Below are 22,600 nucleotides of genomic sequence, written 5' to 3' on the forward strand. Positions count from 1 at the left end.
CTAGATCGCATTTCGCAGGCTGAGGTTTTCCGGGTGCGGTTGCAGGTAGGCCTGCTGCGCGATATAGCGGTCCGGGTGTTGGCGAAAGTGGTGCTTGAGCAGGGTCATCGGCACCACCAATGGCACGATGCCGTGGCGGTACTGGCCGATGACGGTTTGCATTTCCTGTTTGTCGTCGGCGCTTATGGCTTGCTTGAGGTAGCCACTGATGTGTTGCAGCACATTGGTGTGGGTGCCTCGGGTAGCGCATTTGGTCAGGCCGGTCATCAACTCACTGAAATAGCCACTGGCCAACTCATCCAGGTTGGCGCCCTTGGTCATGCTGCCCAGCAGGTGACCGAGGCTTTTGTAGTGCGCCGGGCTGTGGGCCATCAACAAGTATTTGTAGCGCGAATGAAAGGCCAGCAGGCGATGACGGGTCAGGCCTTCGGCCAGCAGTTTTTGCCAGCTGGCGTACACGAATACGCGGGTCAGGAAGTTTTCACGCAGCACGGGGTCGTTCAGCCGACCGTCCTCTTCCACCGGCAGGTTGGGGTGGCGGGCACAAAAGGCCTGGGCGTAGATACCACGCCCGCCGCCGTCCACCGGAGTGCCGTTGTCGCGGTACACCTTGACCCGCTCCAGGCCGCAGGACGGTGACTTCTGCATGAAGATGTACCCGCACAGGTCAGTTTGCTCTGCCGCCATCTGTTGGCCGTAATCGTCCAGAGGCTGGGTGACGTTCAACTCGCGGTGCACAGTGCCAACCGCTTGCGGGTTGGCAGGGTCGCCCACCAGGCGGATGGGTTCGCGCGGAATACCCAGGCCAATGGCGACTTCGGGGCACAGTGGCACAAAGTCGAAATAGTCGGCGAGGGTCTGGCTGCACAGCAGGGATTGTTTATGGCCGCCGTTGAAGCGCACGTTCTCGCCCAACAGGCAGGCGCTGATGGCGATCTTCGGTTTGGTGGTGCTGGACATACGCGAACCCTCTGCAAGATTCCTGTACAAGAATAGAATCTTGTACAACTAAATCTCATCATAGGTTCGATGCTGTACAAGTCAAATTATTTGTACAAGTTTTGCGCGCAGGCTATTTCCAGCCGATTTTCCAGGTGTCGATGTCCTGCAGGGTTTGCCAGGGCAAGCGTTCGCTGCGGTGGGTCATGACAGCCTGCAGTTCGATTTCCAGCACGGTGCCTTCTTCGTCACGAAACAGCTCGGTGACCAGGAAGTGTTTTTCTTTGTTCACTGGACGCGCTGCTGTCCATTTCGACAGCAGCAACTTGGCGGGATTGATGCGGTTCATTGCAGGTGTTCGATCAAGCGTCGCGCGGCTTCCTGGCCGCTGAGCCAAGCGCCTTCCACGCGTCCCGACAGGCACCAGTCGCCACACACGTACAGGCCCAGGTCTGCATCGGCCAGTACGCCGAATTCGTGGCTGCTGGACGGTCGCGCGTAGAGCCAGCGGTGTGCAAGGCTGAACGATGGTGCGGGCATGGCGCTGTGCAGCAGCTCGGCGAAGGCGCCGTGCAGGTGCTCGATCACCGCCTCTTTGGACAGGTCCAGGTGCGCCTTGCTCCACGCGCTGGTGGCATGCAGCACCCAGGTGTCGAGGGTGGTGTCGCGCCCCGGTTTGCTGCGGTTGCGTGCCAGCCAGTCGAGAGGGCTGTCCTGTACGAAGCAGCCTTCCATGGGCGTATCCAGCGGTTTATCGAACGCCAGGGCGATGGCCCAGGTCGGGTCCATTTTCACTCCGGCGGCGGCACTTGCCAGCTTGGGGGCGGCAGCCAGCAGGGCAGTGGCCTGGGGCGCCGGAGTGGCGATGATCACGTGGCTGAAGGGGCCGTGGTTTTCGCCGTCGGCATCCAGCAGGTTCCAGTGCTGTTTACCTTGGAATACCTCGGTGATACGGCAACCGAACTCCACCGGCAGGTCATCGAGCAGGGCGCGGGTGATTGCGCTCATGCGCGGCGTGCCGACCCAGCGGATCTGTTCATCGGGGGAGGGAGTGAGCTGGCCAGACTTGAAGTTGTACAGCTGGGGCTTCCATTGCTCGGCCCAACCGTTGCTTTGCCAGCGCTGCACTTCGTTGACGAAGCGCCGGTCGCGGGCAGTGAAGTATTGCGCGCCCATGTCCAGGGAGCCGGCATCACTGCGCTTGCTGGACATGCGGCCACCACTGCCGCGGCTTTTATCGAAAAGTTGTACAACGTGCCCCGCGTCTCGTAACGCTCGGGCGGCGGAGAGACCGGCGATGCCGGTGCCGATGATCGCGATGGGAACAGTCATGGGAGGCCTCGTTTTACCGTTGGGTACAGACTACGCCGACACCAATAGCTGTACAATATTGTTTTTTGGTATAAGTTTTGGCTTACCTGTTCTTAGGGCGTGGCCTATGGTTAAAGCAGAGGCTTAATCCAACGTTACGCCCGTTCAAATCGGTCCCTGCTTATAAAATAGACCAGTGATGGGCGGCGAACGTTACATGAGGAAGATCCCATGCACATTTTGCTGACCGGCGGTACAGGCCTGATCGGCCGTCAACTCTGCCAGCACTGGCTTGCCCAGGGCCATCGCTTGACGGTGTGGAGCCGTCATCCGGACCAGGTCGCCAAGCTGTGCGGCGAGCAGGTAGCGGGTGTTGCCAGCCTGCAAGAGGTTATCGGCCCGGTCGACGCGGTCATTAACCTTGCTGGCGCGCCCATCGCTGATCGCCCTTGGACCCACAAGCGCAAGGCGCTGTTGTGGAGCAGCCGCATCAGCCTGACTGAAACCCTGCTGGCATGGCTGGAAACCCTGGCGCAAAAACCAGCGGTGTTGGTTTCGGGCTCGGCGGTGGGCTGGTACGGCGACGGCGGCGAGCGCGAGTTGACTGAAGCCAGCGGCCCGGTGCAGGACGATTTCCCCAGCCAGTTGTGCATCGCCTGGGAAGAAACCGCCCAGCGCGCCGAAGCCCTGGGCATACGCGTGGTGCTGGTGCGTACCGGCCTGGTGCTGGCGGCGCAGGGCGGCTTTTTGTCGCGGCTGTTGTTGCCGTTCAAACTGGCGCTGGGCGGGCCTATCGGCAATGGTCGGCAGTGGATGCCGTGGGTGCATATCAAGGATCAAATCGCCCTGATTGATTTTCTTCTGCACAAGCCTGACGCCAGCGGTCCTTATAATGCCTGCGCGCCACACCCGGTGCGCAATCGCGAGTTTGCGAAAACCCTGGGCCAGGTGTTGCATCGCCCGGCGTTCATGCCGATGCCGGCCTTCGCGTTGAAGGTGGGCCTGGGCGAGTTGTCCGGCCTGTTGCTGGGTGGGCAGAAGGCGGTGCCCGAACGCTTGCTGGCCGCCGGTTTCACTTTCCAGTTCACTGAGTTGCGCGCGGCTCTGGACGACTTGTCCAGCCGCCTCTAGAGATAGGATGTTGCATGACGGATCACGCGTTGTTACTGGTCAACCTCGGCTCGCCAAAGTCCACGTCGGTGGCCGATGTGCGCAGCTACCTTAATCAGTTCCTGATGGACCCTTATGTGATCGACCTGCCGTGGCCGGTGCGGCGTCTGCTGGTGTCGTTGATCCTGATCAAGCGTCCCGAGCAGTCGGCCCACGCCTACGCCTCGATCTGGTGGGACGAAGGCTCGCCGCTGGTGGTGCTCAGTCGCCGCCTGCAACAGCAGATGACTGCGCAGTGGACCCAAGGCCCGGTGGAATTGGCGATGCGCTACGGCGAGCCGTCGATTGAAAGCGTGCTGACCCGCCTCGCCACCCAGGGCATCCGTAAAGTCACACTGGCGCCGCTGTACCCGCAGTTCGCCGACAGCACTGTGACCACGGTGATTGAAGAGGCCAAGCGGGTTGTACGTGATAAGAAGCTGAGCGTGCAGTTCTCGATCTTGCCGCCGTTCTACGACCAGCCGGAATACCTCGACGCGCTCGCGGCGAGTGTCCGCTCCTATGTGGAGCAGGATTACGATCACCTGCTGCTGAGTTTCCACGGCCTGCCAGAGCGTCATCTGACCAAGCTCGACCCGACAGGCCAGCATTGCTTCAAGGATGCCGACTGCTGCAAGAACGCCTCGCCTGAGGTGTTGAAAACCTGCTACCGCGCGCAATGTTTCAGCGTCGCCCGCGATTTTGCTGAACGACTGGGCTTGCCGGAAGATAAATGGTCGGTGGCGTTCCAGTCACGCCTGGGCCGCGCCAAATGGATCGAACCCTACACCGAGGCGCGCCTGGAAGCCCTGGCTAAGCAAGGCGTGAAAAAGCTGCTGGTGATGTGCCCGGCGTTTGTCGCCGACTGCATCGAGACGCTGGAGGAAATCGGCGATCGTGGGCTCGAGCAGTTCCGCGAGGCTGGGGGGGAAGAGTTGGTATTGGTGCCGTGCCTGAATGATGACCCGCAGTGGGCGAAGGCGTTGAATACCTTGTGCGAGCGCGCGCCGACAACGCTCTAACCGAACCAAGTGAAGATCAACCTGTGGGAGCGGGCTTGCTCGCGAATGCGGTGGATCAGTCAAGTAATCAGTGACTGAAACACCGCATTCGCGAGCAAGCCCGCTCCCACAGTTTTTTACCGCATTACAGGTTGAGGGTCAGGCTGACCGTGAAGTTACGCGGTTCACCGGGGTTGATCCAATAGTTGCTGTACGACCGCTCGTAGTACTTCTCATCGAACAGGTTGTTGAGGTTCAGCCCCACAGTGACGTTGTCCGTAGCCTTGTAATGGGCCAGCAGATCAACGGTGTGGTAGGCCGGCAGCTCAAAACCCGTGCCGGCCTCACCGGAGCGATCACCCACATAGGTAAACGCCGCACCCAGGTCTGAGCCGCGCAATGCGCCGTTCTGGAATTCATACACCCCCAACAGGCTGCCGCTGCGCTTGGCCACGCCAAGGATCCGGCTGCCAGCAGGGATGGCCTTATTGCCCTTGGTCACTTCGGCGTCGATGTAGGCAAACGCGCCAATCACCCGCACGGCATCGGTCACTTGCCCGGTCAGTTGCAGGTCCAGGCCCTGGCTACGGGCTTTGCCCGCTGCACGGTTGAGATTGGTGGCCGGGTCGAGGGTGAGCACGTTTTCCTTTTCGATATGAAATGCCGCCAGTGTCGCGCTGAGGCGGTCGTCGAACAGCTCGCTCTTGATTCCGACTTCGTAGCCCACGCCTTCTTCGGGCTTGAAGGATTTGTTGTTGGCGTCCAGGCCGCTATTGGGCTTGAACGACGTTGAGGCATTGGCGAACACCCCGACTTGCGGTGTGAGCTGATAGAGCAGGCCGGCGCGCTGGGTAAGGGCGTCGTGGGTCTGCTTGCTCTTGGCGTGGTTGCGGGTGAAATCGTCGAGGCTTTGCTCGACATGCTCGAAACGCGCGCCGACCATGCCGCGCAGACGGTCGGTGAAGAGGATCTGGTCCTGCAGGTTCAGCGCTTGGCTTTTGGTCTGTTCGAAGAAGTCAGTGCCGGAGCGCGCGCCGTTGGGTTTGGGTTGGCCGTAGACCGGGTTGTAGATGTCGATGGGGTAGCGGCTACCGCCAATCGCAGTGACGCGTTCTTTCTTGCGGTAGTCCTCGTATTCGGTACCGATCAGCAACTCGTGCTGCCAACTGCCGATATCGAACATTCCCCGCAGTTCAAGCTGGGTGATGCTGTCGTGCCAGCCCGTGGAGCGTTCGCGGTAGCGGCGGTCTATGGTGTGGCCGTCGGCATTCAGCGCGCGGTTTTCCGAGGCGTCGCCCCACAGGCTGCCTTGCTTGTAGTGGCTGGCCAGACGCAGTTTCCAGGCGTCGTTGAGGTGGTGTTCGAGGGTCGCCTGAATGCGGTTGTTGTGGTTGTCGATATCGCCATCGTTGGGTTCGCCGAGGAAGGTGGAGCGGGATACGCCGCTGGCGTCGACAATGCCGCGGTCGAAGGTGGAGCTGTGGCGCACGAACTCGCTTTCCACCAACAGGCTGGTGTCCGGGTCCAGTTGCCAACTGAACGAAGGCGCGACGAATACCCGCTTGCTTTGCACGTGGTCGCGGAAGCTGTGGTTGTCTTCTACCGCCAGGTTGACCCGAGTCAGCACCTTGCCTTCGCTGTCCAGCGGGGTGTTGACGTCAATGGCCGTGCGATAACGGTCCCAACTGCCGGCGCTGGTTTGCAGGGTGGTGAAGGCTTTAGGCTGGGGCTTCTTGGTGACGATATTCACCGTGCCGCCAGGATCGCCACGGCCATACAGGCTGGCGGCGGGGCCCTTGAGCACTTCGATGCGTTCGATATTCGCCGCGTCCGGTGTGCTCGGGTACCCGCGATTGGCGCTGAAGCCATCCTGATAGAACTCCGACGTGGTAAAACCGCGCACGCTGTATTCGTAGAGTGTCAGTCCGCCAAAGTTATTCTGCTTGGACACGCCGCCGGCAAACTCCAGGGCGCGCTCCACGTTGCTGCTGCCCAGGTCTTTGAGCACCGTGGCGGGAATCACGCTGATGGACTGTGGGATATCACGAAGGGCGGTGTCGGTTTTGGTTGCGCTGGCAGAGCGGGTGGCGCGGTAGCCCTTCACCGGAGAGGTCGCGGACTCATAAGCGTCGGTGGTGACGCTGATGGTGTCGAGTTCCAGGGTGTTTTCTTCGGCGAAGGCGGGGTCGAGCAGTAAACCCAAGGCCAGGCCAGCCAAGGGGGCGGTTCTTCGAGACGGCATGATAGAGCGTTCCAATAACGATATTGAAACAATATAACATGACCAATGAGAATGAATTGCTTTGAAATATCAGCTTACAGATGCCCGCGTACGAGCACCTGTGTGCGAGGGGTTATTCCTCTTCCTTGACCGGTGCAGGTGGCGGACGCAGGCCGATTTCCGCCAGCAACTTGATCTCTTTGCCGTTGCGCATCACCTGGATCGCCACCTTATCGGTCGGCTTGATCCGCGCCACCTGGTTCATTGACTTGCGGCCATCACCGGCCGGTTCACCGTTGATGCTGAGGATCACATCCCCCAGTTGCAGGCCGGCTTTCTGCGCCGGGCCGTCGCGGAAGATCCCAGCGACCACGATGCCTGGGCGTCCGGTCAAGCCAAACGACTCGGCCAGCTCCTTGGTCAACGGTTGCACTTCAATCCCCAACCAGCCGCGGATTACCTGGCCGTGCTCGATGATCGACTTCATCACTTCCATCGCCAGCTTCACCGGGATCGCAAAGCCGATGCCCTGGGAGCCGCCGGACTTGGAGAAAATCGCCGTGTTGATACCGGTCAGGTTGCCATTGGCATCCACCAGCGCACCGCCGGAGTTGCCCGGGTTGATCGCGGCGTCGGTCTGGATGAAATCTTCGTAGCTGTTAAGGCCCAGCTGGTTACGCCCGGTGGCGCTGATGATGCCCATGGTCACAGTCTGGCCCACGCCGAACGGGTTGCCGATGGCCAGTGCCACATCACCGACGCGCAAACCGTCGGAACGACCGAGGGTGATCGAAGGCAGGCTCTTGAGGTCGATCTTCAGGACTGCGAGGTCGGTTTCCGGGTCGCTGCCCACCACGCGGGCCAGGGTTTCGCGACCGTCGCGCAGGGCCACTACAATCTGGTCGGCGCCGGTGGTCACGTGGTTGTTGGTGAGGATGTAGCCTTCGGGGCTCATGATCACCCCGGAACCCAGGCTGGACTCCATGCGCCGCTGCTTGGGCCCGTTGTCGCCGAAGTAGCGGCGGAACTGCGGGTCTTCAAACAGCGGGTGCGCCGGTTTGTTGATGACCTTGGTCGTGTACAGGTTGACCACCGCCGGGGCGGCAATGGTGACCGCGTCGGCATAGGTCACCGGGCCTTGCACCACCGCGTTGCTCTGCGGCGCCTGCTGCAGGTTTACATCAAGGCTGGGAAGACCCACCAGCTCCGGGAAACGCTGAATAATCAACATCGCGATCAGCACGCCAGCCAACAATGGCCATCCAAAAAAACGCAGCGCCTTGAGCATCAAGTAAGTCCTGACAGGTTGCAGGGGGCGGGAGAGCGCCCATAATGTCGCGCATTATACGAGGCTGCGAGCGCCTTCGAACGGGATATTTAGGAGTCTTTTATGGCCGTCCCCCTTACCACCCTCGTCGAGGAAGCGGACCGCTACCTCGGCAGTGCAAAAATTGCCGATTATTGCCCCAATGGCCTGCAGGTCGAGGGCCGCCCTCAAGTGATGCGCATCGTCAGCGGCGTGACCGCCAGCCAGGCCTTGCTGGATGCTGCCGTCGAAGCCCAGGCCGATTTGATCCTGGTGCACCACGGCTATTTCTGGAAAGGCGAAAACCCCTGCATCACCGGGATGAAGCAGCGTCGCCTCAAGACGCTGCTCAAGCACGACATCAGCCTGTTGGCCTACCATCTGCCGTTGGACTTGCATCCCGACGTCGGTAATAACGTGCAACTTGCCCGTCAGTTGGATATCACCGTCGAAGGCCCGCTGGACCCGAGCAACCCCAAGATCGTCGGACTGGTCGGCTCCCTCGCCGAGCCCCTGTCACCCCGTGATTTCGCCCGCCGTGTGCAGGAGGTCATGGGCCGTGAACCGCTGCTGATCGAAGGCAGCGAAATGATCCGCCGTGTCGGCTGGTGCACCGGCGGTGGCCAGGGCTACATCGACGACGCGATTGCGGCCGGTGTCGACCTGTACCTGAGCGGTGAAGCCTCCGAGCAAACTTTTCACAGCGCCCGCGAAAACGACATCAGCTTCATCGCCGCCGGCCACCACGCCACCGAGCGCTACGGCGTACAGGCCCTGGGCGATTACCTGGCGCGGCGCTTTGCCCTGGAGCATCTGTTCATCGATTGCCCCAACCCGATTTGAGGGCCAAACCTGGGGGCATATTCATATACCGTTTCGATCTAGATGGCTCCCTGAATAGAAGCAGGTGCTGTGCTAGCATGCCCCGCTCGAACACGGCCCGCTGGCCGTCCATAAGATCGTTTTTCCGTGAGTAACCATGGTCGACAAACTGACGCATCTGAAACAGCTGGAGGCGGAAAGCATCCACATCATCCGCGAGGTCGCCGCCGAGTTCGACAACCCGGTGATGCTCTACTCGATCGGTAAAGACTCCGCCGTGATGCTGCACCTGGCACGCAAGGCCTTTTTCCCGGGCAAACTGCCGTTCCCAGTGATGCACGTCGACACCCGCTGGAAATTCCAGGAGATGTACAAGTTCCGCGACAAGATGGTCGAGGAGCTGGGCCTGGACTTGATCACCCACGTGAACCCGGACGGCGTGGCGCAGGGCATCAACCCCTTCACCCACGGCAGCGCCAAGCACACCGACATCATGAAGACCGAAGGCCTCAAACAGGCCCTGGACAAGCATGGTTTCGACGCGGCCTTTGGCGGTGCCCGTCGCGATGAAGAGAAATCCCGCGCCAAAGAGCGCGTGTACTCATTCCGCGACAGCAAACACCGCTGGGACCCGAAAAACCAGCGCCCCGAGTTGTGGAATGTCTACAACGGCAACGTCAACAAGGGCGAGTCCATCCGCGTGTTCCCGCTGTCCAACTGGACCGAGCTGGACATCTGGCAGTACATCTACCTCGAAGGCATCCCGATCGTGCCGCTGTACTTCGCCGCCGAGCGTGAAGTGATCGAGAAGAACGGCACGTTGATCATGATCGATGACGACCGCATCCTCGAGCACCTGTCCGACGAAGACAAAGCCCGAATCGTCAAAAAGAAAGTACGTTTCCGTACCCTTGGCTGCTACCCGTTGACGGGCGCGGTGGAGTCCGAAGCCGAGACGCTGACGGACATCATTCAGGAAATGCTCCTGACGCGAACTTCCGAGCGCCAGGGCCGTGTCATCGACCACGATGGTGCAGGCTCGATGGAAGATAAAAAACGTCAAGGCTATTTCTAAGGGGCTGTCATGTCGCATCAATCTGATTTGATCAGCGAGGACATCCTCGCCTACCTGGGCCAGCACGAGCGCAAGGAAATGTTGCGCTTCCTGACCTGTGGCAACGTCGACGACGGCAAGAGCACCCTGATTGGGCGCCTGCTGCACGACTCCAAGATGATCTACGAAGATCACCTGGAAGCCATCACCCGCGATTCGAAGAAGTCCGGCACCACGGGCGATGATATCGACCTGGCACTGCTGGTCGACGGCCTGCAGGCCGAGCGTGAGCAAGGCATCACCATCGACGTTGCCTACCGCTACTTCTCCACCGCCAAACGCAAATTCATCATCGCCGACACCCCCGGCCATGAGCAGTACACCCGCAACATGGCCACCGGTGCCTCCACCTGTGATCTGGCGATCATCCTGATTGACGCGCGTTATGGCGTGCAGACCCAGACCCGTCGCCACAGCTTTATCGCCTCTTTGCTGGGCATCAAGCACATCGTGGTGGCCGTCAACAAGATGGACATCAATGGCTTCGACCAGAGCGTATTCGAGCAGATCAAGGCCGATTACCTGAAGTTCGCCGACGGTATCGCGTTCAAGCCGAGCACCCTGGCGTTCGTGCCGATGTCGGCGCTCAAGGGCGACAACGTGGTGAACAAGAGTGAGCGTTCGCCTTGGTACACCGGGCAGTCGCTGATGGAGATCCTCGAAACCGTCGAGATCGCCAACGACCGCAACTACACCGACCTGCGTTTCCCGGTGCAGTACGTCAACCGCCCGAACCTGAACTTCCGTGGTTTTGCCGGCACCTTGGCCAGCGGCATCGTGCACAAGGGCGACGAAGTCGTGGTGCTGCCGTCGGGCAAGAGCAGTCGCGTCAAATCCATCGTCACCTTTGAAGGTGAACTGGAGCACGCCGGCCCAGGCCAGGCCGTGACCCTGACCATGGAAGACGAGATCGACATCTCCCGTGGCGACCTGCTGGTACACGCCGACAATGTGCCGCAAGTGACCGATGCCTTTGACGCCATGCTGGTGTGGATGGCCGAAGAGCCGATGCTGCCGGGCAAAAAATACGACATCAAGCGCGCCACCAGCTACGTGCCGGGTTCCATCACCAGCATCGTGCACCGCGTGGATGTGAACACCCTGGCCGAAGGCCCGGCGAGTTCGCTGCAGTTGAACGAGATCGGCCGGGTCAAGGTCAGTCTCGACGCGGCCATCGCCCTGGACGGCTACGACAGTAACCGCACCACTGGCGCGTTCATTGTTATCGACCGCCTGACCAACGGCACCGTGGCGGCGGGCATGATCATCGCACCACCGGTCACCCACGGCAGCTCGGCGCAGCACGGCAAGCTGGCTCACGTCGCCACCGAAGAGCGCGCACTGCGCTTTGGCCAGCAACCGGCTACCGTGCTGTTCAGCGGCCTGTCGGGCGCTGGCAAGAGCACCTTGGCCTACGCGGTTGAGCGCAAGCTCTTCGACATGGGCCGTGCGGTGTTCGTGCTGGATGGCCAGAACCTGCGTCACGACCTGAACAAAGGCTTGCCGCAGGACCGCGCCGGTCGCACCGAGAACTGGCGTCGTGCCGCTCACGTGGCACGCCAGTTCAACGAAGCCGGCCTGCTGACCCTGGCTGCCTTTGTGGCGCCGGATGCCGAAGGCCGTGAACAGGCCAAGGCGCTGATCGGCGCTGACCGCCTGCTGACCGTCTACGTGCAAGCGTCGCCGCTGGTGTGCGCCGAGCGTGATCCGCAAGGCTTGTACGCTGCCGGTGGGGATAACATCCCGGGCGAGTCCTTCCCGTATGACGTGCCGTTGAATGCCGACCTGGTCATCGACACCCAGGCCCTGTCGCTGGAAGAGAGCGTCAAGCAAGTGCTGGAGTTGTTGCGCCAGCGCGGCGCGATCTAACCCTCGCGGCCACAAAAAAGCCCGCCACCGAGTGATCGGTGGCGGGCTTTTTACATATTAACAAATGTGCACACTGCCAATGTGGGAGCTGGCTTGCCTGCGATAGCGGTCTGCCAGTTGATATATTTACAACAGATCCACCGCTTTCGCAGGCAAGCCAGCTCCCACATTTTGATCACTGTTTACCTGGGAAGTCTTTGTGCAGCTTTTCCAGCAGTTGGTCCTTGTCTTCCCACAACCGGTTGATCCAGCCCTGGAACGCCGTCCGATACTCCCCATCCTGCTCATAATTCTTGCCAATGAACGCGGCCGGGATCTGCACTTCTTCGAACTGCACCACCACATCCTTCACATTCCCACACAGCAAATCCCAATACCCAGGACGCCCGGCCGGGTAGTGAATGGTCACGTTTACCAGTGACTTCAACTGCTCGCCCATGGCATCCAGCACAAACGCAATGCCGCCAGCCTTGGGCTTGAGCAGGTAGCGAAACGGCGAGTTTTGCTGGGCATGTTTGCCCGGCGTAAAGCGTGTGCCCTCGGCAAAGTTGAAAATGCCCACCGGGTTGTCGCGAAACTTCGCACAGGTCTTACGGGTGGTTTCCAGGTCCTTGCCTTTCTTTTCCGGGTGTTTTTCCAGGTAGGCCTTGGTGTAGCGCTTCATGAACGGAAAGCCGAGCGCCCACCACGCCAGGCCAATCACCGGCACCCAGATCAGCTCCTGCTTGAGGAAGAATTTCAGCGGGCGAATTCGGCGGTTCAGCACGTATTGCAACACCATGATGTCGACCCAGCTCTGGTGGTTGCTGGTCACCAGGTACGAGTGCTGGTAATCAAGGCCTTCAAGCCCGGTCAGGTGCCAGCGGGTGCGGCGTACCAGGTTCATCCAGCCCTTGTTGTTGGTCACCCACGCCTCATGGGTGTGGTTCATCAGCCATTCGCTGAAACGCTTGGCAAATGGCAGCGCCTTGAACAGCGCCACGATAAACAGGAACGAACACAGCAGGATCGTGTTCAGCGCCAGCAACAGCGAAGCGATCACCCCGCGCACGGCGGCAGGTAGAAAATCCAGCATTTAGATATCCATAGGTCGGTTGGCGGCTTGGATCGCGGTGAGCGCGATGGTGTACACGATGTCGTCTACCTGGGCGCCACGCGGCAGGTCGTTGACCGGCTTGCGCAGGCCCTGGAGCATTGGCCCCAGGCTTACGCAATCGGCGCTGCGCTGCACGGCCTTGTGCGTGGTGTTGCCGGTGTTGAGGTCGGGGAACACAAACACTGTAGCCTTGCCGGCGACCTGGCTGTTGGGGGCCAGTTGCCGGGCCACGTTCTCGTTGGCGGCAGCGTCGTATTGCAGCGGCCCGTCGATCAGCAGCGAGCTTTGCTGCTCGTGGGCGAGCAGGGTGGCTTCGCGGACTTTTTCCACTTCTTCGCCGCTGGCCGAGTCACCGCTGGAATAGCTGATCATCGCCACCCGCGGGGTGATGCCGAACGCGGCCGCCGAGTCGGCGCTTTGCAGGGCAATCTCCGCCAGTTCGGCGGCGCTCGGGTGCGGGTTCATCACGCAGTCGCCGTACACCAGCACCTGTTCGGGGAACAGCATGAAGAACACCGACGACACCAGGGTGCAGCCCGGCGCGGTCTTGATCAGCTGCAGGGCAGGGCGGATGGTGTTGGCGGTGGAGTGAATGACGCCGGAGACCAGGCCGTCCACTTCATCCAGCGCGAGCATCATGGTGGCGATCACCACCGTGTCTTCCAATTGCTGCTCGGCCATCGGCGCGTTGAGGCTCTTGCTCTTGCGCAGCGCCACCATCGGCTCGACGTAGCGTTGGCGAATCAGGTCCGGGTCTAGAATCTCCAGGCCTTCGGGCAGTTCGATGCCCTGGGCGCGGGCGACGGCTTCCACGTCTGCCGGCTTGGCCAGCAGCACGCAGCGGGCAATGCCCCGCGCCTGGCAGATGGCGGCGGCTTGCACGGTCAGTGGCTCGCTGCCTTCGGGCAGCACGATGCGTTTGTTGGCCGCCTGTGCACGCTGGATCAACTGGTAGCGGAACACTGCGGGTGACAGGCGCATTTCCCGTGGCGTGCCGCAGCGTTGGTGCAGCCAGCGCGCATCGAGGTGGCTGGCGACGAAGTCGGTGATGATCTCCGCACGCTCGCGGTCATCGATGGGGATTTCTTTGTTGAGGCTGTTGAGTTGGTTGGCGGTGTCGTAGGAGCCGGTGCTCACTGATAGCACGGGCAGCCCGGCCTGGAAGGCGCCACGGCACAACTCCATGATGCGCGGGTCGGGCAGGGTGTCGCTGGTCAGCAACAGGCCGGCCAGGGGCACGCCGTTGATCGCCGCCAGGCTGACAGCGAGGATGATGTCGTCGCGGTCGCCGGGCGTCACCACCAGCACGCCGGGCTTGAGCAGCTCCACGGTGTTGCGCATGGTGCGGGCGCAAATGATGATCTTGGTCATGCGCCGGGTTTCGTAGTCGCCGGCGTTGAGGATCTGCGCGCCCATCAGGTCGGCGACGTCGCGGGTGCGCGGCGCGTTGAGTTCCGGCTGGTAGGGAATGCAGCCGAGCAGGCGGAAATCACCGCTGCGCAACAATGGCGAATGTTCTTTGAGGCGTGCCGAGAAAGCTTCCATGCTTTCGTCGGTGCGCACCTTGTTGAGGATCACGCCGAGTACTTTCGGGTCTTTCGGGCCGCCGAACAGCTGGGCCTGCAGTTCCACGCGCCCGGAGAGCTCGGTGAGTACTTCGTTTTCCGGGGCGGACACCAGGATCACTTCCGCATCCAGGCTCTTGGCCAGGTGCAGGTTGACCCGTGCCGCATAGCTGGCGCTGCGGGTGGGCACCATGCCTTCAACGATCAGCACGTCCTTGCCCACGGCCGCTTGCTGGTACAGCGTGATGATTTCTTCGAGCAGTTCGTCGAGCTGGCCGTCACCGAGCATGCGCTCTACATGGGCCAGGCCCAGGGGCTGTGGCGGCTTGAGGCCGTGGGTGCGCGCCACCAGTTCGGTGGAGCGCTCGGGGCCGGTATCGCCGGGATGTGGCTGGGCAATCGGCTTGAAAAAGCCGACTTTCAGCCCGGCCCGCTCAAGGGTACGCACCAGCCCAAGGCTGATGGAGGTCAGACCCACACCAAAATCGGTGGGCGCGATAAAAAAAGTCTGCATGCGAATTCTCTGGAGGTGCATGGCTTGGGTGGCGCTCTATGGCTGAGCGTCTACCGCGAATCAAGCGCCAAGGTTATCGTTATTCGCGCTCCTGCGCACACCAGCCGCAGGCAAAGGGCTGGCCTATTTTTTCAAGGCGTTGCGCGGGGTCGAGTACCCAGGCGCGGGACTGCCAGGGTGGCTGGTGGCGAAGGTGCTGGGTGTGGCCGCAAGAGAGCTCGGCGACCCAGTGCTGGTCCTCGTCCTGGTGGAACCCGATGATGAAGGATGCCGTTGATCGGTCCCGTCTGTCCGGGTTCTGTTCGCTTTCGGGCAAATCCTTGTTTAGACTTGTCCGTTCTTCATTCTTATGCAAAAGGTCTCGCCCCATGACGATCGCCGCTAACAAGGCTGTCTCCATCGACTATACCCTGACCAACGACGCTGGTGAGGTCATCGACAGCTCCGCCGGCGGCGCGCCGCTGGTCTACCTGCAAGGCGCAGGTAACATCATCCCAGGCCTGGAAAAGGCGCTGGAAGGCAAGAGCGTCGGTGATGAGCTGACCGTTGCCGTAGAACCTGAAGATGCCTACGGCGAGTACTCGGCCGAACTGGTCAGCACCCTGAGCCGCAGCATGTTCGAAGGCGTTGACGAACTGGAAGTGGGCATGCAGTTCCACGCATCCGCGCCGGACGGCCAAATGCAGATCGTCACCATCCGTGACCTGGACGGCGACGACGTGACCGTCGACGGCAACCACCCTCTGGCTGGCCAGCGCTTGAACTTCCAAGTGAAGATCGTTGCCATCCGCGACGCTTCCCAGGAAGAAGTGGCTCACGGCCACGTCCACGGTGAAGGCGGTCATCACCATTGATCGTGGTTTGATCAATAGGTAGCAAAAACGCCCCGACTGGTTCGGGGCGTTTTTTTTTGCCTGTGTTTTTTGGTGGACCGGTTTCCTGTGGTGAGCGGGCTTTTTGTGGTGAGCGGGCTTGCCCGCGCTGGGGCGCGAAGCGGCCCCAAAACCTGGGACTGTGTTCTGTCTGGAGGAACGCGTTGATGTATTGGGGCTGCTGCGCAGCCCAGCGCGGGCAAGCCCGCTCACCACAAAAAAGCCGCACATCCCGCAGGGGGGATTTTCAGGCCCCAACAAAAATGCCCCGGACCTTTCGGTACGGGGCATTTCTTAACTGTTTCGCAACCAAGGTTGCGTTGCAGTTGTTACCACTTAGGCTGCAGCAGGAACGCTCAGAGCCTTGATGTGGCCATTCAGGCGGCTCTTATGGCGAGCGGCCTTGTTCTTGTGGATGATGCCTTTATCGGCCATGCGGTCGATAACTGGCACAGCCAGAACGTAAGCAGCTTGGGCTTTTTCAGCGTCTTTGGTGTCGATGGCTTTAACTACATTCTTGATGTAGGTACGAACCATGGAACGCAGGCTGGCGTTGTGGCTGCGACGCTTCTCAGCCTGTTTTGCACGTTTTTTGGCGGAAGGTGTGTTGGCCACCGTCGAGCTCCTCGAAAGACTTTTTAGGAAATAGCAAACAAAATAGGCCGCGAATCATGCCGATGACTTGATGGGTTGTCAAGGGCGGCTGATGCGAACTGCTGAGTGGTCGATCTGAAGAGGCGGGTGATTTATTTCCGGCGCTTGACCTGTAAACTCGCGAGCTTTGGCTCTGTGCTGTTGCAGGCGCGCAGTATCGCATAAGTGGGCGCTTTGTTCGCCTGCTCTTTATCTAAAGGCGCAAACTCTTTCAATGAATCTGCTCAAATCGTTGGCCGCCGTCAGCTCTATCACGATGATCTCCCGGGTTCTGGGGTTTGTGCGTGACACCTTGCTGGCGCGCATTTTTGGCGCCAGCATGGCCACGGATGCCTTCTTTATTGCATTTAAGTTACCCAACCTGCTGCGACGGATCTTCGCCGAAGGCGCGTTTTCCCAGGCATTCGTGCCGATCCTGGCCGAGTACAAGACCCAGCAGGGCGAGGAAGCCACCCGTACCTTTATTGCCTATGTCTCAGGCCTGTTGACCCTGGTACTGATGCTGGTGACCATCCTTGGCATGCTCGCCGCTCCCTGGGTGATCTGGGCCACGGCCCCCGGTTTTGCCAACACCCCGGAAAAATTCGCGCTGACCACCGATCTGCTGCGGGTGACCTTTCCTTATATATTGCTGATCTCCCTTTCATCCCTGGCCGGTGCGATCCTCAATACCTGGAATCGTTTTTCGGTGCCGGCCTTCGTGCCGACCCTGCTGAACGTCAGCATGATCATCTTCGCGCTGTTCCTTACCCCGTATTTCGACCCACCGGTAATGGCCCTGGGCTGGGCCGTCCTGGCCGGCGGCCTGGCGCAACTGCTCTACCAGCTGCCACACCTGAAAAAGATCGGCATGCTCGTGTTGCCGCGCCTGAACCTCAAGGACACCGGCGTGTGGCGCGTGATGCGCAATATGTTGCCAGCGATCCTCGGCGTGTCGGTCAGCCAGATTTCGCTGATTATCAACACGGCGTTCGCTTCGCTGCTGGTGTCTGGCTCGGTGTCGTGGATGTACTACGCCGACCGCCTGATGGAGTTGCCGTCCGGCGTGCTGGGCGTGGCGCTGGGCACGATTCTGCTGCCGACGCTGGCGCGCACCTACGCCAGTAAAGATCGCCAGGAATACTCGCGCATCCTCGACTGGGGCCTGCGCCTGTGCTTTGTGCTGGTGCTGCCATGCGCCCTGGCGCTGGGGATCCTGGCCGAGCCGTTGACCGTGTCGTTGTTTCAATACGGACAGTTCGATGCCCATGACGCCTTGATGACGCAGCACGCGCTGGTCGCTTATTCCGTCGGTCTGCTCGGCATTATCGTGATCAAAGTGCTGGCTCCCGGCTTCTATGCCCAGCAAAACATCCGTACGCCGGTCAAAATCGCGATCTTCACCTTGGTCGTCACGCAACTGCTCAACCTGGTGTTTATCGGTCCGCTGGCTCACGCTGGCCTGGCCCTGGCCATCAGTGCCGGCGCATGTATCAATGCCGGGCTGTTGTTTTACCAGCTGCGCAAACAGCAAATGTTTCAGCCGCAGCCAGGTTGGGGCCTGTTTGCCCTCAAGCTGCTGGTGGCGGTGGGGGCGATGTCAGCAGTGCTGCTGGGCTTGATGCACTTTATGCCCGCCTGGGATGAAGGCCATATGCTTGAGCGCTTCCTGCGCCTGGGCGTGCTGGTCGTCGCTGGCGTGGTGGTGTACTTCGGGATGTTGCTGCTGCAAGGCTTCCGGCTGCGGGATTTCAATCGCAAGTCGCTGAGCTAGAGAGTTTGCCGCGATAAAACGGTTGTTTTATCGATTCGATCCATTTGGCCCGTGCTGTTGCCTGTCGTCCGGGGCCGGGTGTGGTTATAATCGACCACTTTATGAGCAAGAAGCGCGTTATGCAGCTGGTTCGAGGTCTCCACAACCTACGCCCCGAGCATCGGGGCTGCGTCGCCACTATTGGCAACTTTGACGGTGTTCACCGTGGCCACCAGGCTATCCTGGCTCGGCTGCGCGAGCGTGCGGTCGAGTTGGGCGTGCCCAGCTGCGTGGTGATTTTCGAGCCACAGCCGCGGGAATACTTCACGCCCGAGACCGCGCCAGCGCGCCTGGCCCGCCTGCGGGACAAGCTGCAACTGCTGGCCGAAGAAGGCGTGGACCGCGTCCTCTGCCTGGCTTTCAACCAGCGTTTGCAAAGCCTGAGCGCCGCCGAGTTCGTCGACCGCATCCTGGTCGATGGCCTGGGCGTGCAGCACCTGGAGGTCGGTGACGATTTCCGTTTTGGTTGCGACCGCGTGGGTGATTTCGATTTCCTGCAGCATGCCGGCGTCAACCAGGGGTTTACCGTCGAAGCCGCGCAAACCGTCGAACTGGACGGCCTGCGCGTGAGCAGTACCCAGGTGCGTAACGCCCTGGCTGCTGCCGACTTCGCCTTGGCCGAGCGGCTGCTCGGCCGCCCGTTCCGCATTGCCGGGCGGGTCCTGCACGGCCAGAAGCTGGCGCGCCAATTGGGCACGCCAACCGCCAACGTGCAACTCAAGCGCCGTCGTGTGCCGCTGACCGGGGTCTACCTGGTGAGCGTCGACATCGACGGCCAATCGTGGCCGGGAGTCGCCAACATAGGCGTCAGGCCCACGGTTGCAGGTGATGGCAAGGCCCACCTGGAAGTACATCTGCTGGATTTTGCCGGTGATCTGTATGACCGGCGTTTGACGGTGGTTTTCCACCAGAAGCTGCGTGAAGAGCAGCGTTTCGCCTCCCTTGAGGCGTTGAAAACGGCGATCAATGCGGATGTCGCCGCCGCCCGTGCACTAGCCGCACCTAGCGCCCATCGCTAACCGAAGAGCCTTAAATGACCGACTATAAAGCCACGCTAAACCTTCCGGACACCGCCTTCCCAATGAAGGCCGGCCTGCCACAGCGCGAACCGCAGATCCTGCAGCGCTGGGACAGTATTGGCCTGTACGGAAAGTTGCGCGAAATTGGCAAGGATCGTCCGAAATTCGTCCTGCACGACGGCCCTCCTTATGCCAACGGCACGATTCATATCGGTCATGCGCTGAACAAGATTCTCAAGGACATGATCCTGCGCTCGAAGACCCTGTCGGGCTTCGACGCGCCGTATGTCCCGGGTTGGGACTGCCACGGCCTGCCGATCGAACACAAAGTCGAAGTGACCTACGGCAAGAACCTGGGCGCGGATAAAACCCGCGAACTATGCCGTGCCTACGCCACCGAGCAAATCGAAGGGCAGAAGTCCGAATTCATCCGCCTGGGCGTGCTCGGCGAGTGGGACAACCCGTACAAGACCATGAACTTCAAGAACGAGGCCGGTGAAATCCGTGCCTTGGCCGAGATCGTCAAAGGCGGTTTCGTGTTCAAGGGCCTCAAGCCTGTGAACTGGTGCTTTGACTGCGGTTCGGCCCTGGCCGAAGCGGAAGTCGAGTACGAAGACAAGAAGTCCTCGACCATCGACGTGGCCTTCCCGATCGCCGACGACGCCAAGCTGGCCGAGGCCTTTGGCCTGGCAAACCTGGGCAAGCCGGCGGCCATCGTGATCTGGACCACCACCCCTTGGACCATCCCGGCCAACCAGGCGCTGAACGTGCACCCGGAATTCACCTACGCCCTGGTGGACGTCGGTGATCGCTTGCTGGTGCTGGCCGAGGAAATGGTCGAGGGCTGCCTGGCCCGCTACGAACTGCAAGGTTCGGTGATCGCGACCACCACCGGCTCCGCGCTGGAACTGATCAATTTCCGTCACCCGTTCTATGACCGCCTGTCGCCGGTGTACCTGGCTGACTACGTCGAGCTGGGTTCGGGTACCGGCATTGTTCACTGCTCGCCGGCCTATGGCGTGGACGACTTTGTCATCTGCAAGAAGTACGGCCTGGTCAACGACGACATCATCAACCCGGTGCAGAGCAACGGCGTGTATGTGCCGTCGCTCGAATTCTTTGGCGGCCAGTTCATCTTCAAGGCCGACCAGCCGATCATCGACAAGCTGCGTGAAGTCGGTGCGCTGATGCAGACCGCCACCATCCAGCACAGCTACATGCACTGCTGGCGCCACAAGACCCCGCTGATCTACCGCGCCACAGCGCAGTGGTTCATCGGCATGGACAAAGAGCCGACCACGGGCGACACCCTGCGTGTACGCTCGCTCAAAGCCATCGAAGACACCCAGTTCGTCCCGGCCTGGGGCCAGGCGCGCCTGCACTCGATGATCGCCAACCGCCCGGACTGGTGCATCTCCCGCCAGCGTAACTGGGGCGTGCCGATCCCGTTCTTCCTGAACAAGGAAAGCGGCGAGCTGCACCCACGCACCGTCGAACTGATGGAAGTCGTGGCCCAGCGCGTTGAACAGGAAGGCATCGAAGCCTGGTTCAAACTGGACGCTGCCGAGCTGCTGGGCGATGAAGCGCCGCAGTACGACAAGATCAGCGACACCCTCGACGTGTGGTTCGACTCGGGTACTACCCACTGGCACGTGCTGCGCGGCTCGCACCCGATGGGTCATGAAACCGGCCCGCGTGCCGACCTGTACCTGGAAGGCTCGGACCAACACCGTGGCTGGTTCCACTCGTCGCTGCTGACCGGTTGCGCCATCGACAACCACGCGCCATACCGCGAACTGCTGACTCACGGTTTTACCGTCGACGAGACGGGCCGCAAAATGTCCAAGTCGCTGAAGAACGTGATCGAGCCGAAGAAGATCAACGACACCCTGGGCGCCGACATCATGCGTCTGTGGGTCGCGTCGACCGACTATTCGGGCGAAATCGCCGTGTCGGACCAGATCCTGCAGCGCAGCGCCGATGCCTACCGCCGCATCCGTAATACCGCACGCTTCCTGCTGTCGAACCTGACCGGTTTCAACCCGGCTACCGACATCCTGCCGGCCGAGGACATGCTCGCCCTCGACCGTTGGGCCGTGGACCGTACCTTGCTGCTGCAACGCGAGTTGCAAGAGCACTACGGCGAATACCGTTTCTGGAACGTTTACTCGAAGATCCACAACTTCTGCGTGCAGGAGCTGGGTGGTTTCTACCTCGACATCATCAAGGACCGCCAGTACACCACCGGCGCCAACAGCAAGGCGCGCCGCTCGGCGCAGACCGCGCTGTTCCACATCTCCGAAGCGCTGGTGCGCTGGATCGCGCCGATCCTGGCCTTCACCGCCGACGAACTGTGGGAATACCTGCCGGGTGAGCGCAACGAGTCCGTGATGCTCAACACCTGGTACGAAGGCCTGACCGAACTGCCGGCCGACTTCGAACTGGGCCGCGAGTACTGGGAAGGCGTGATGGCCGTGAAGGTTGCGGTGAACAAGGAGCTGGAAGTGCAACGTGCGGCCAAGGCCGTCGGTGGCAACCTGCAAGCCGAAGTCACCCTGTTTGCCGAGGAAGGCCTGACCGCCGACCTGGCCAAGCTGAGCAACGAACTGCGCTTCGTGCTGATCACCTCTACCGCGAGCCTGGCGCCATTCGCCCAGGCCCCGGCGGACGCGGTCGCCACCGAAGTGCCGGGCCTCAAGCTCAAAGTGGTCAAGTCCGCCTTCCCTAAATGCGCCCGTTGCTGGCACTGCCGTGAAGATGTCGGCGTGAACCCTGAGCATCCGGAAATCTGTGGTCGTTGCGTCGACAACATCAGCGGTGAAGGCGAGGTTCGTCACTATGCCTAACTCAGCCAGTCGTTTCGGACGTCTGGGCTGGCTCGTGCTGAGCGTGCTGGTCCTGGTCATCGACCAGGTCAGCAAGGCTCACTTCGAAGGCTCCCTGGAGATGTTCCAGCAGATCGTGGTGATCCCGGATTACTTCAGCTGGACCCTGGCCTACAACACCGGCGCCGCGTTCAGCTTTTTGGCGGATAGCGGCGGCTGGCAGCGCTGGCTGTTCGCCTTGATCGCCGTGGTCGTCAGTGCGGTGCTGGTGGTGTGGCTCAAGCGTCTTGGCCGTGATGACACCTGGCTGGCGATCGCCTTGGCGCTGGTATTGGGCGGTGCTCTGGGCAATCTTTACGACCGCATTGCCCTCGGCCATGTGATCGACTTCATTCTGGTGCATTGGCAGAACCGCTGGTACTTCCCGGCGTTCAACTTTGCCGACAGCGCCATCACCGTCGGTGCAATCATGCTGGCGTTGGATATGTTCAAAAGCAAGAAAACCGGAGAGACCGTCAATGACTGATCAGG

The 22,600-nt window shown here is 61.0% G+C and carries 19 protein-coding genes; 10 read left to right on the plus strand and 9 right to left on the minus strand.

Annotation, left to right across the window (positions count from 1 at the left end; genetic code table 11):
* The 3 genes from KUA23_RS03980 to KUA23_RS03990 all read right to left on the minus strand — a co-directional run bounded on the left by KUA23_RS03980 (nucleotide 1) and on the right by KUA23_RS03990 (nucleotide 2,271).
* Nucleotides 1–960: a YbgA family protein gene (locus tag KUA23_RS03980; protein WP_252993478.1), complete on the minus strand. Its 960-nt coding sequence runs from the start codon at nucleotides 958–960 to the stop codon at nucleotides 1–3.
* Between the two features lie 112 nt (nucleotides 961–1,072).
* Entirely contained in the window at nucleotides 1,073–1,288 is a 216-nt protein-coding gene (locus tag KUA23_RS03985) for a TIGR02450 family Trp-rich protein (protein WP_078046799.1), read from the minus strand.
* A complete protein-coding gene (locus KUA23_RS03990; protein WP_078046800.1) occupies nucleotides 1,285–2,271 on the minus strand; it encodes an NAD(P)/FAD-dependent oxidoreductase in 987 nt (328 codons plus the stop codon). The genes KUA23_RS03985 and KUA23_RS03990 overlap by 4 nt, the downstream gene beginning before the upstream one ends.
* A gap of 210 nt (nucleotides 2,272–2,481) precedes the next feature.
* On the opposite strand from KUA23_RS03990, the gene KUA23_RS03995 reads away from it, so the two are divergent.
* Both KUA23_RS03995 and hemH read left to right on the plus strand, forming a co-directional pair.
* Complete coding sequence (locus KUA23_RS03995; RefSeq protein ID WP_078046801.1) at nucleotides 2,482–3,381, plus strand: TIGR01777 family oxidoreductase; 900 nt, start codon at nucleotides 2,482–2,484, stop codon at nucleotides 3,379–3,381.
* A gap of 14 nt (nucleotides 3,382–3,395) precedes the next feature.
* A complete protein-coding gene (hemH, locus tag KUA23_RS04000; protein ID WP_252993479.1) occupies nucleotides 3,396–4,421 on the plus strand; it encodes a ferrochelatase in 1,026 nt (341 codons plus the stop codon).
* A gap of 124 nt (nucleotides 4,422–4,545) precedes the next feature.
* Here hemH and KUA23_RS04005 read toward each other — a convergent pair whose 3' ends face one another.
* A complete protein-coding gene (locus KUA23_RS04005) occupies nucleotides 4,546–6,642 on the minus strand; it encodes a TonB-dependent siderophore receptor (protein WP_252993480.1) in 2,097 nt (698 codons plus the stop codon).
* Between the two features lie 112 nt (nucleotides 6,643–6,754).
* Nucleotides 6,755–7,909, minus strand: a complete 1,155-nt coding sequence (gene algW, locus KUA23_RS04010) for a Do family serine endopeptidase AlgW (RefSeq protein WP_034102043.1) — start codon at nucleotides 7,907–7,909, stop codon at nucleotides 6,755–6,757.
* A 102-nt stretch (nucleotides 7,910–8,011) separates the two neighbouring features.
* On the opposite strand from algW, the gene KUA23_RS04015 reads away from it, so the two are divergent.
* From KUA23_RS04015 to cysN, 3 genes are all read left to right on the plus strand, one after another.
* Nucleotides 8,012–8,770: a Nif3-like dinuclear metal center hexameric protein gene (locus KUA23_RS04015; RefSeq protein ID WP_016977054.1), complete on the plus strand. Its 759-nt coding sequence runs from the start codon at nucleotides 8,012–8,014 to the stop codon at nucleotides 8,768–8,770.
* Between the two features lie 136 nt (nucleotides 8,771–8,906).
* Complete coding sequence (gene cysD / locus KUA23_RS04020) at nucleotides 8,907–9,824, plus strand: sulfate adenylyltransferase subunit CysD (RefSeq protein WP_005784641.1); 918 nt, start codon at nucleotides 8,907–8,909, stop codon at nucleotides 9,822–9,824.
* Nucleotides 9,825–9,833: 9 nt separating this feature from the next.
* Nucleotides 9,834–11,732: a sulfate adenylyltransferase subunit CysN gene (gene cysN / locus KUA23_RS04025; RefSeq protein ID WP_078046804.1), complete on the plus strand. Its 1,899-nt coding sequence runs from the start codon at nucleotides 9,834–9,836 to the stop codon at nucleotides 11,730–11,732.
* A 175-nt stretch (nucleotides 11,733–11,907) separates the two neighbouring features.
* Here cysN and yihG read toward each other — a convergent pair whose 3' ends face one another.
* The 3 genes from yihG to KUA23_RS04040 form a co-directional block, all read right to left on the minus strand.
* A complete protein-coding gene (gene yihG, locus KUA23_RS04030; RefSeq protein WP_252993481.1) occupies nucleotides 11,908–12,807 on the minus strand; it encodes a 1-acylglycerol-3-phosphate O-acyltransferase, YihG family in 900 nt (299 codons plus the stop codon).
* Nucleotides 12,808–14,907 carry a phosphate acetyltransferase gene (gene pta, locus KUA23_RS04035; RefSeq protein WP_025856577.1) on the minus strand — a complete coding sequence of 700 codons (2,100 nt, stop codon included), beginning with the start codon at nucleotides 14,905–14,907 and terminating at the stop codon, nucleotides 12,808–12,810.
* 79 nt (nucleotides 14,908–14,986) lie between these two features.
* Entirely contained in the window at nucleotides 14,987–15,277 is a 291-nt protein-coding gene (locus tag KUA23_RS04040; protein ID WP_100491519.1) for a DUF3565 domain-containing protein, read from the minus strand.
* Between KUA23_RS04040 and KUA23_RS04045 the strand changes: the two genes are divergently transcribed.
* Complete coding sequence (locus KUA23_RS04045) at nucleotides 15,276–15,761, plus strand: FKBP-type peptidyl-prolyl cis-trans isomerase (RefSeq protein ID WP_027606858.1); 486 nt, start codon at nucleotides 15,276–15,278, stop codon at nucleotides 15,759–15,761. The two genes, KUA23_RS04040 and KUA23_RS04045, sit on opposite strands and share 2 nt — an antisense overlap.
* 354 nt (nucleotides 15,762–16,115) lie before the next feature.
* On the opposite strand, the gene rpsT is transcribed toward KUA23_RS04045, so the two are convergent.
* Complete coding sequence (gene rpsT / locus KUA23_RS04050; protein WP_003188401.1) at nucleotides 16,116–16,394, minus strand: 30S ribosomal protein S20; 279 nt, start codon at nucleotides 16,392–16,394, stop codon at nucleotides 16,116–16,118.
* A 253-nt stretch (nucleotides 16,395–16,647) separates the two neighbouring features.
* Here rpsT and murJ point away from each other — a divergent pair, with 253 nt between their 5' ends.
* The 4 genes from murJ (at nucleotide 16,648) to lspA (ending at nucleotide 22,595) form a co-directional block, all read left to right on the plus strand.
* Nucleotides 16,648–18,186, plus strand: a complete 1,539-nt coding sequence (gene murJ / locus KUA23_RS04055; protein ID WP_078046807.1) for a murein biosynthesis integral membrane protein MurJ — start codon at nucleotides 16,648–16,650, stop codon at nucleotides 18,184–18,186.
* A 119-nt stretch (nucleotides 18,187–18,305) separates the two neighbouring features.
* Nucleotides 18,306–19,244, plus strand: coding sequence for a bifunctional riboflavin kinase/FAD synthetase (gene ribF, locus KUA23_RS04060; protein ID WP_010213269.1), 939 nt, complete (start codon nucleotides 18,306–18,308; stop codon nucleotides 19,242–19,244).
* A gap of 14 nt (nucleotides 19,245–19,258) precedes the next feature.
* Complete coding sequence (gene ileS, locus KUA23_RS04065) at nucleotides 19,259–22,090, plus strand: isoleucine--tRNA ligase (RefSeq protein WP_252993482.1); 2,832 nt, start codon at nucleotides 19,259–19,261, stop codon at nucleotides 22,088–22,090.
* Complete coding sequence (gene lspA / locus KUA23_RS04070; protein WP_078046809.1) at nucleotides 22,083–22,595, plus strand: signal peptidase II; 513 nt, start codon at nucleotides 22,083–22,085, stop codon at nucleotides 22,593–22,595. The genes ileS and lspA overlap by 8 nt, the downstream gene beginning before the upstream one ends.
* Nucleotides 22,596–22,600 lie beyond the last annotated feature (5 nt).

This window comes from Pseudomonas pergaminensis (assembly GCF_024112395.2).
GTDB lineage: Bacteria > Pseudomonadota > Gammaproteobacteria > Pseudomonadales > Pseudomonadaceae > Aquipseudomonas > Aquipseudomonas pergaminensis.

What these genes read in the sequence shown, in the direction of transcription:
- KUA23_RS04045 (WP_027606858.1), top strand. Translation starts at nt 15,276, where the DNA reads ATGACGATCGCCGCTAACAAGGCTGTCTCCATCGACTATACCCTGACC.
- ribF (WP_010213269.1), top strand. Translation starts at nt 18,306, where the DNA reads ATGCAGCTGGTTCGAGGTCTCCACAACCTACGCCCCGAGCATCGGGGC.
- KUA23_RS04005 (WP_252993480.1), bottom strand. Translation starts at nt 6,642, where the DNA reads ATGCCGTCTCGAAGAACCGCCCCCTTGGCTGGCCTGGCCTTGGGTTTA.
- KUA23_RS03995 (WP_078046801.1), top strand. Translation starts at nt 2,482, where the DNA reads ATGCACATTTTGCTGACCGGCGGTACAGGCCTGATCGGCCGTCAACTC.
- cysD (WP_005784641.1), top strand. Translation starts at nt 8,907, where the DNA reads ATGGTCGACAAACTGACGCATCTGAAACAGCTGGAGGCGGAAAGCATC.
- murJ (WP_078046807.1), top strand. Translation starts at nt 16,648, where the DNA reads ATGAATCTGCTCAAATCGTTGGCCGCCGTCAGCTCTATCACGATGATC.
- cysN (WP_078046804.1), top strand. Translation starts at nt 9,834, where the DNA reads ATGTCGCATCAATCTGATTTGATCAGCGAGGACATCCTCGCCTACCTG.
- yihG (WP_252993481.1), bottom strand. Translation starts at nt 12,807, where the DNA reads ATGCTGGATTTTCTACCTGCCGCCGTGCGCGGGGTGATCGCTTCGCTG.
- pta (WP_025856577.1), bottom strand. Translation starts at nt 14,907, where the DNA reads ATGCAGACTTTTTTTATCGCGCCCACCGATTTTGGTGTGGGTCTGACC.
- KUA23_RS04015 (WP_016977054.1), top strand. Translation starts at nt 8,012, where the DNA reads ATGGCCGTCCCCCTTACCACCCTCGTCGAGGAAGCGGACCGCTACCTC.
- KUA23_RS03980 (WP_252993478.1), bottom strand. Translation starts at nt 960, where the DNA reads ATGTCCAGCACCACCAAACCGAAGATCGCCATCAGCGCCTGCCTGTTG.
- hemH (WP_252993479.1), top strand. Translation starts at nt 3,396, where the DNA reads ATGACGGATCACGCGTTGTTACTGGTCAACCTCGGCTCGCCAAAGTCC.
- KUA23_RS04040 (WP_100491519.1), bottom strand. Translation starts at nt 15,277, where the DNA reads ATGGGGCGAGACCTTTTGCATAAGAATGAAGAACGGACAAGTCTAAAC.
- ileS (WP_252993482.1), top strand. Translation starts at nt 19,259, where the DNA reads ATGACCGACTATAAAGCCACGCTAAACCTTCCGGACACCGCCTTCCCA.
- KUA23_RS03985 (WP_078046799.1), bottom strand. Translation starts at nt 1,288, where the DNA reads ATGAACCGCATCAATCCCGCCAAGTTGCTGCTGTCGAAATGGACAGCA.
- lspA (WP_078046809.1), top strand. Translation starts at nt 22,083, where the DNA reads ATGCCTAACTCAGCCAGTCGTTTCGGACGTCTGGGCTGGCTCGTGCTG.
- algW (WP_034102043.1), bottom strand. Translation starts at nt 7,909, where the DNA reads ATGCTCAAGGCGCTGCGTTTTTTTGGATGGCCATTGTTGGCTGGCGTG.
- KUA23_RS03990 (WP_078046800.1), bottom strand. Translation starts at nt 2,271, where the DNA reads ATGACTGTTCCCATCGCGATCATCGGCACCGGCATCGCCGGTCTCTCC.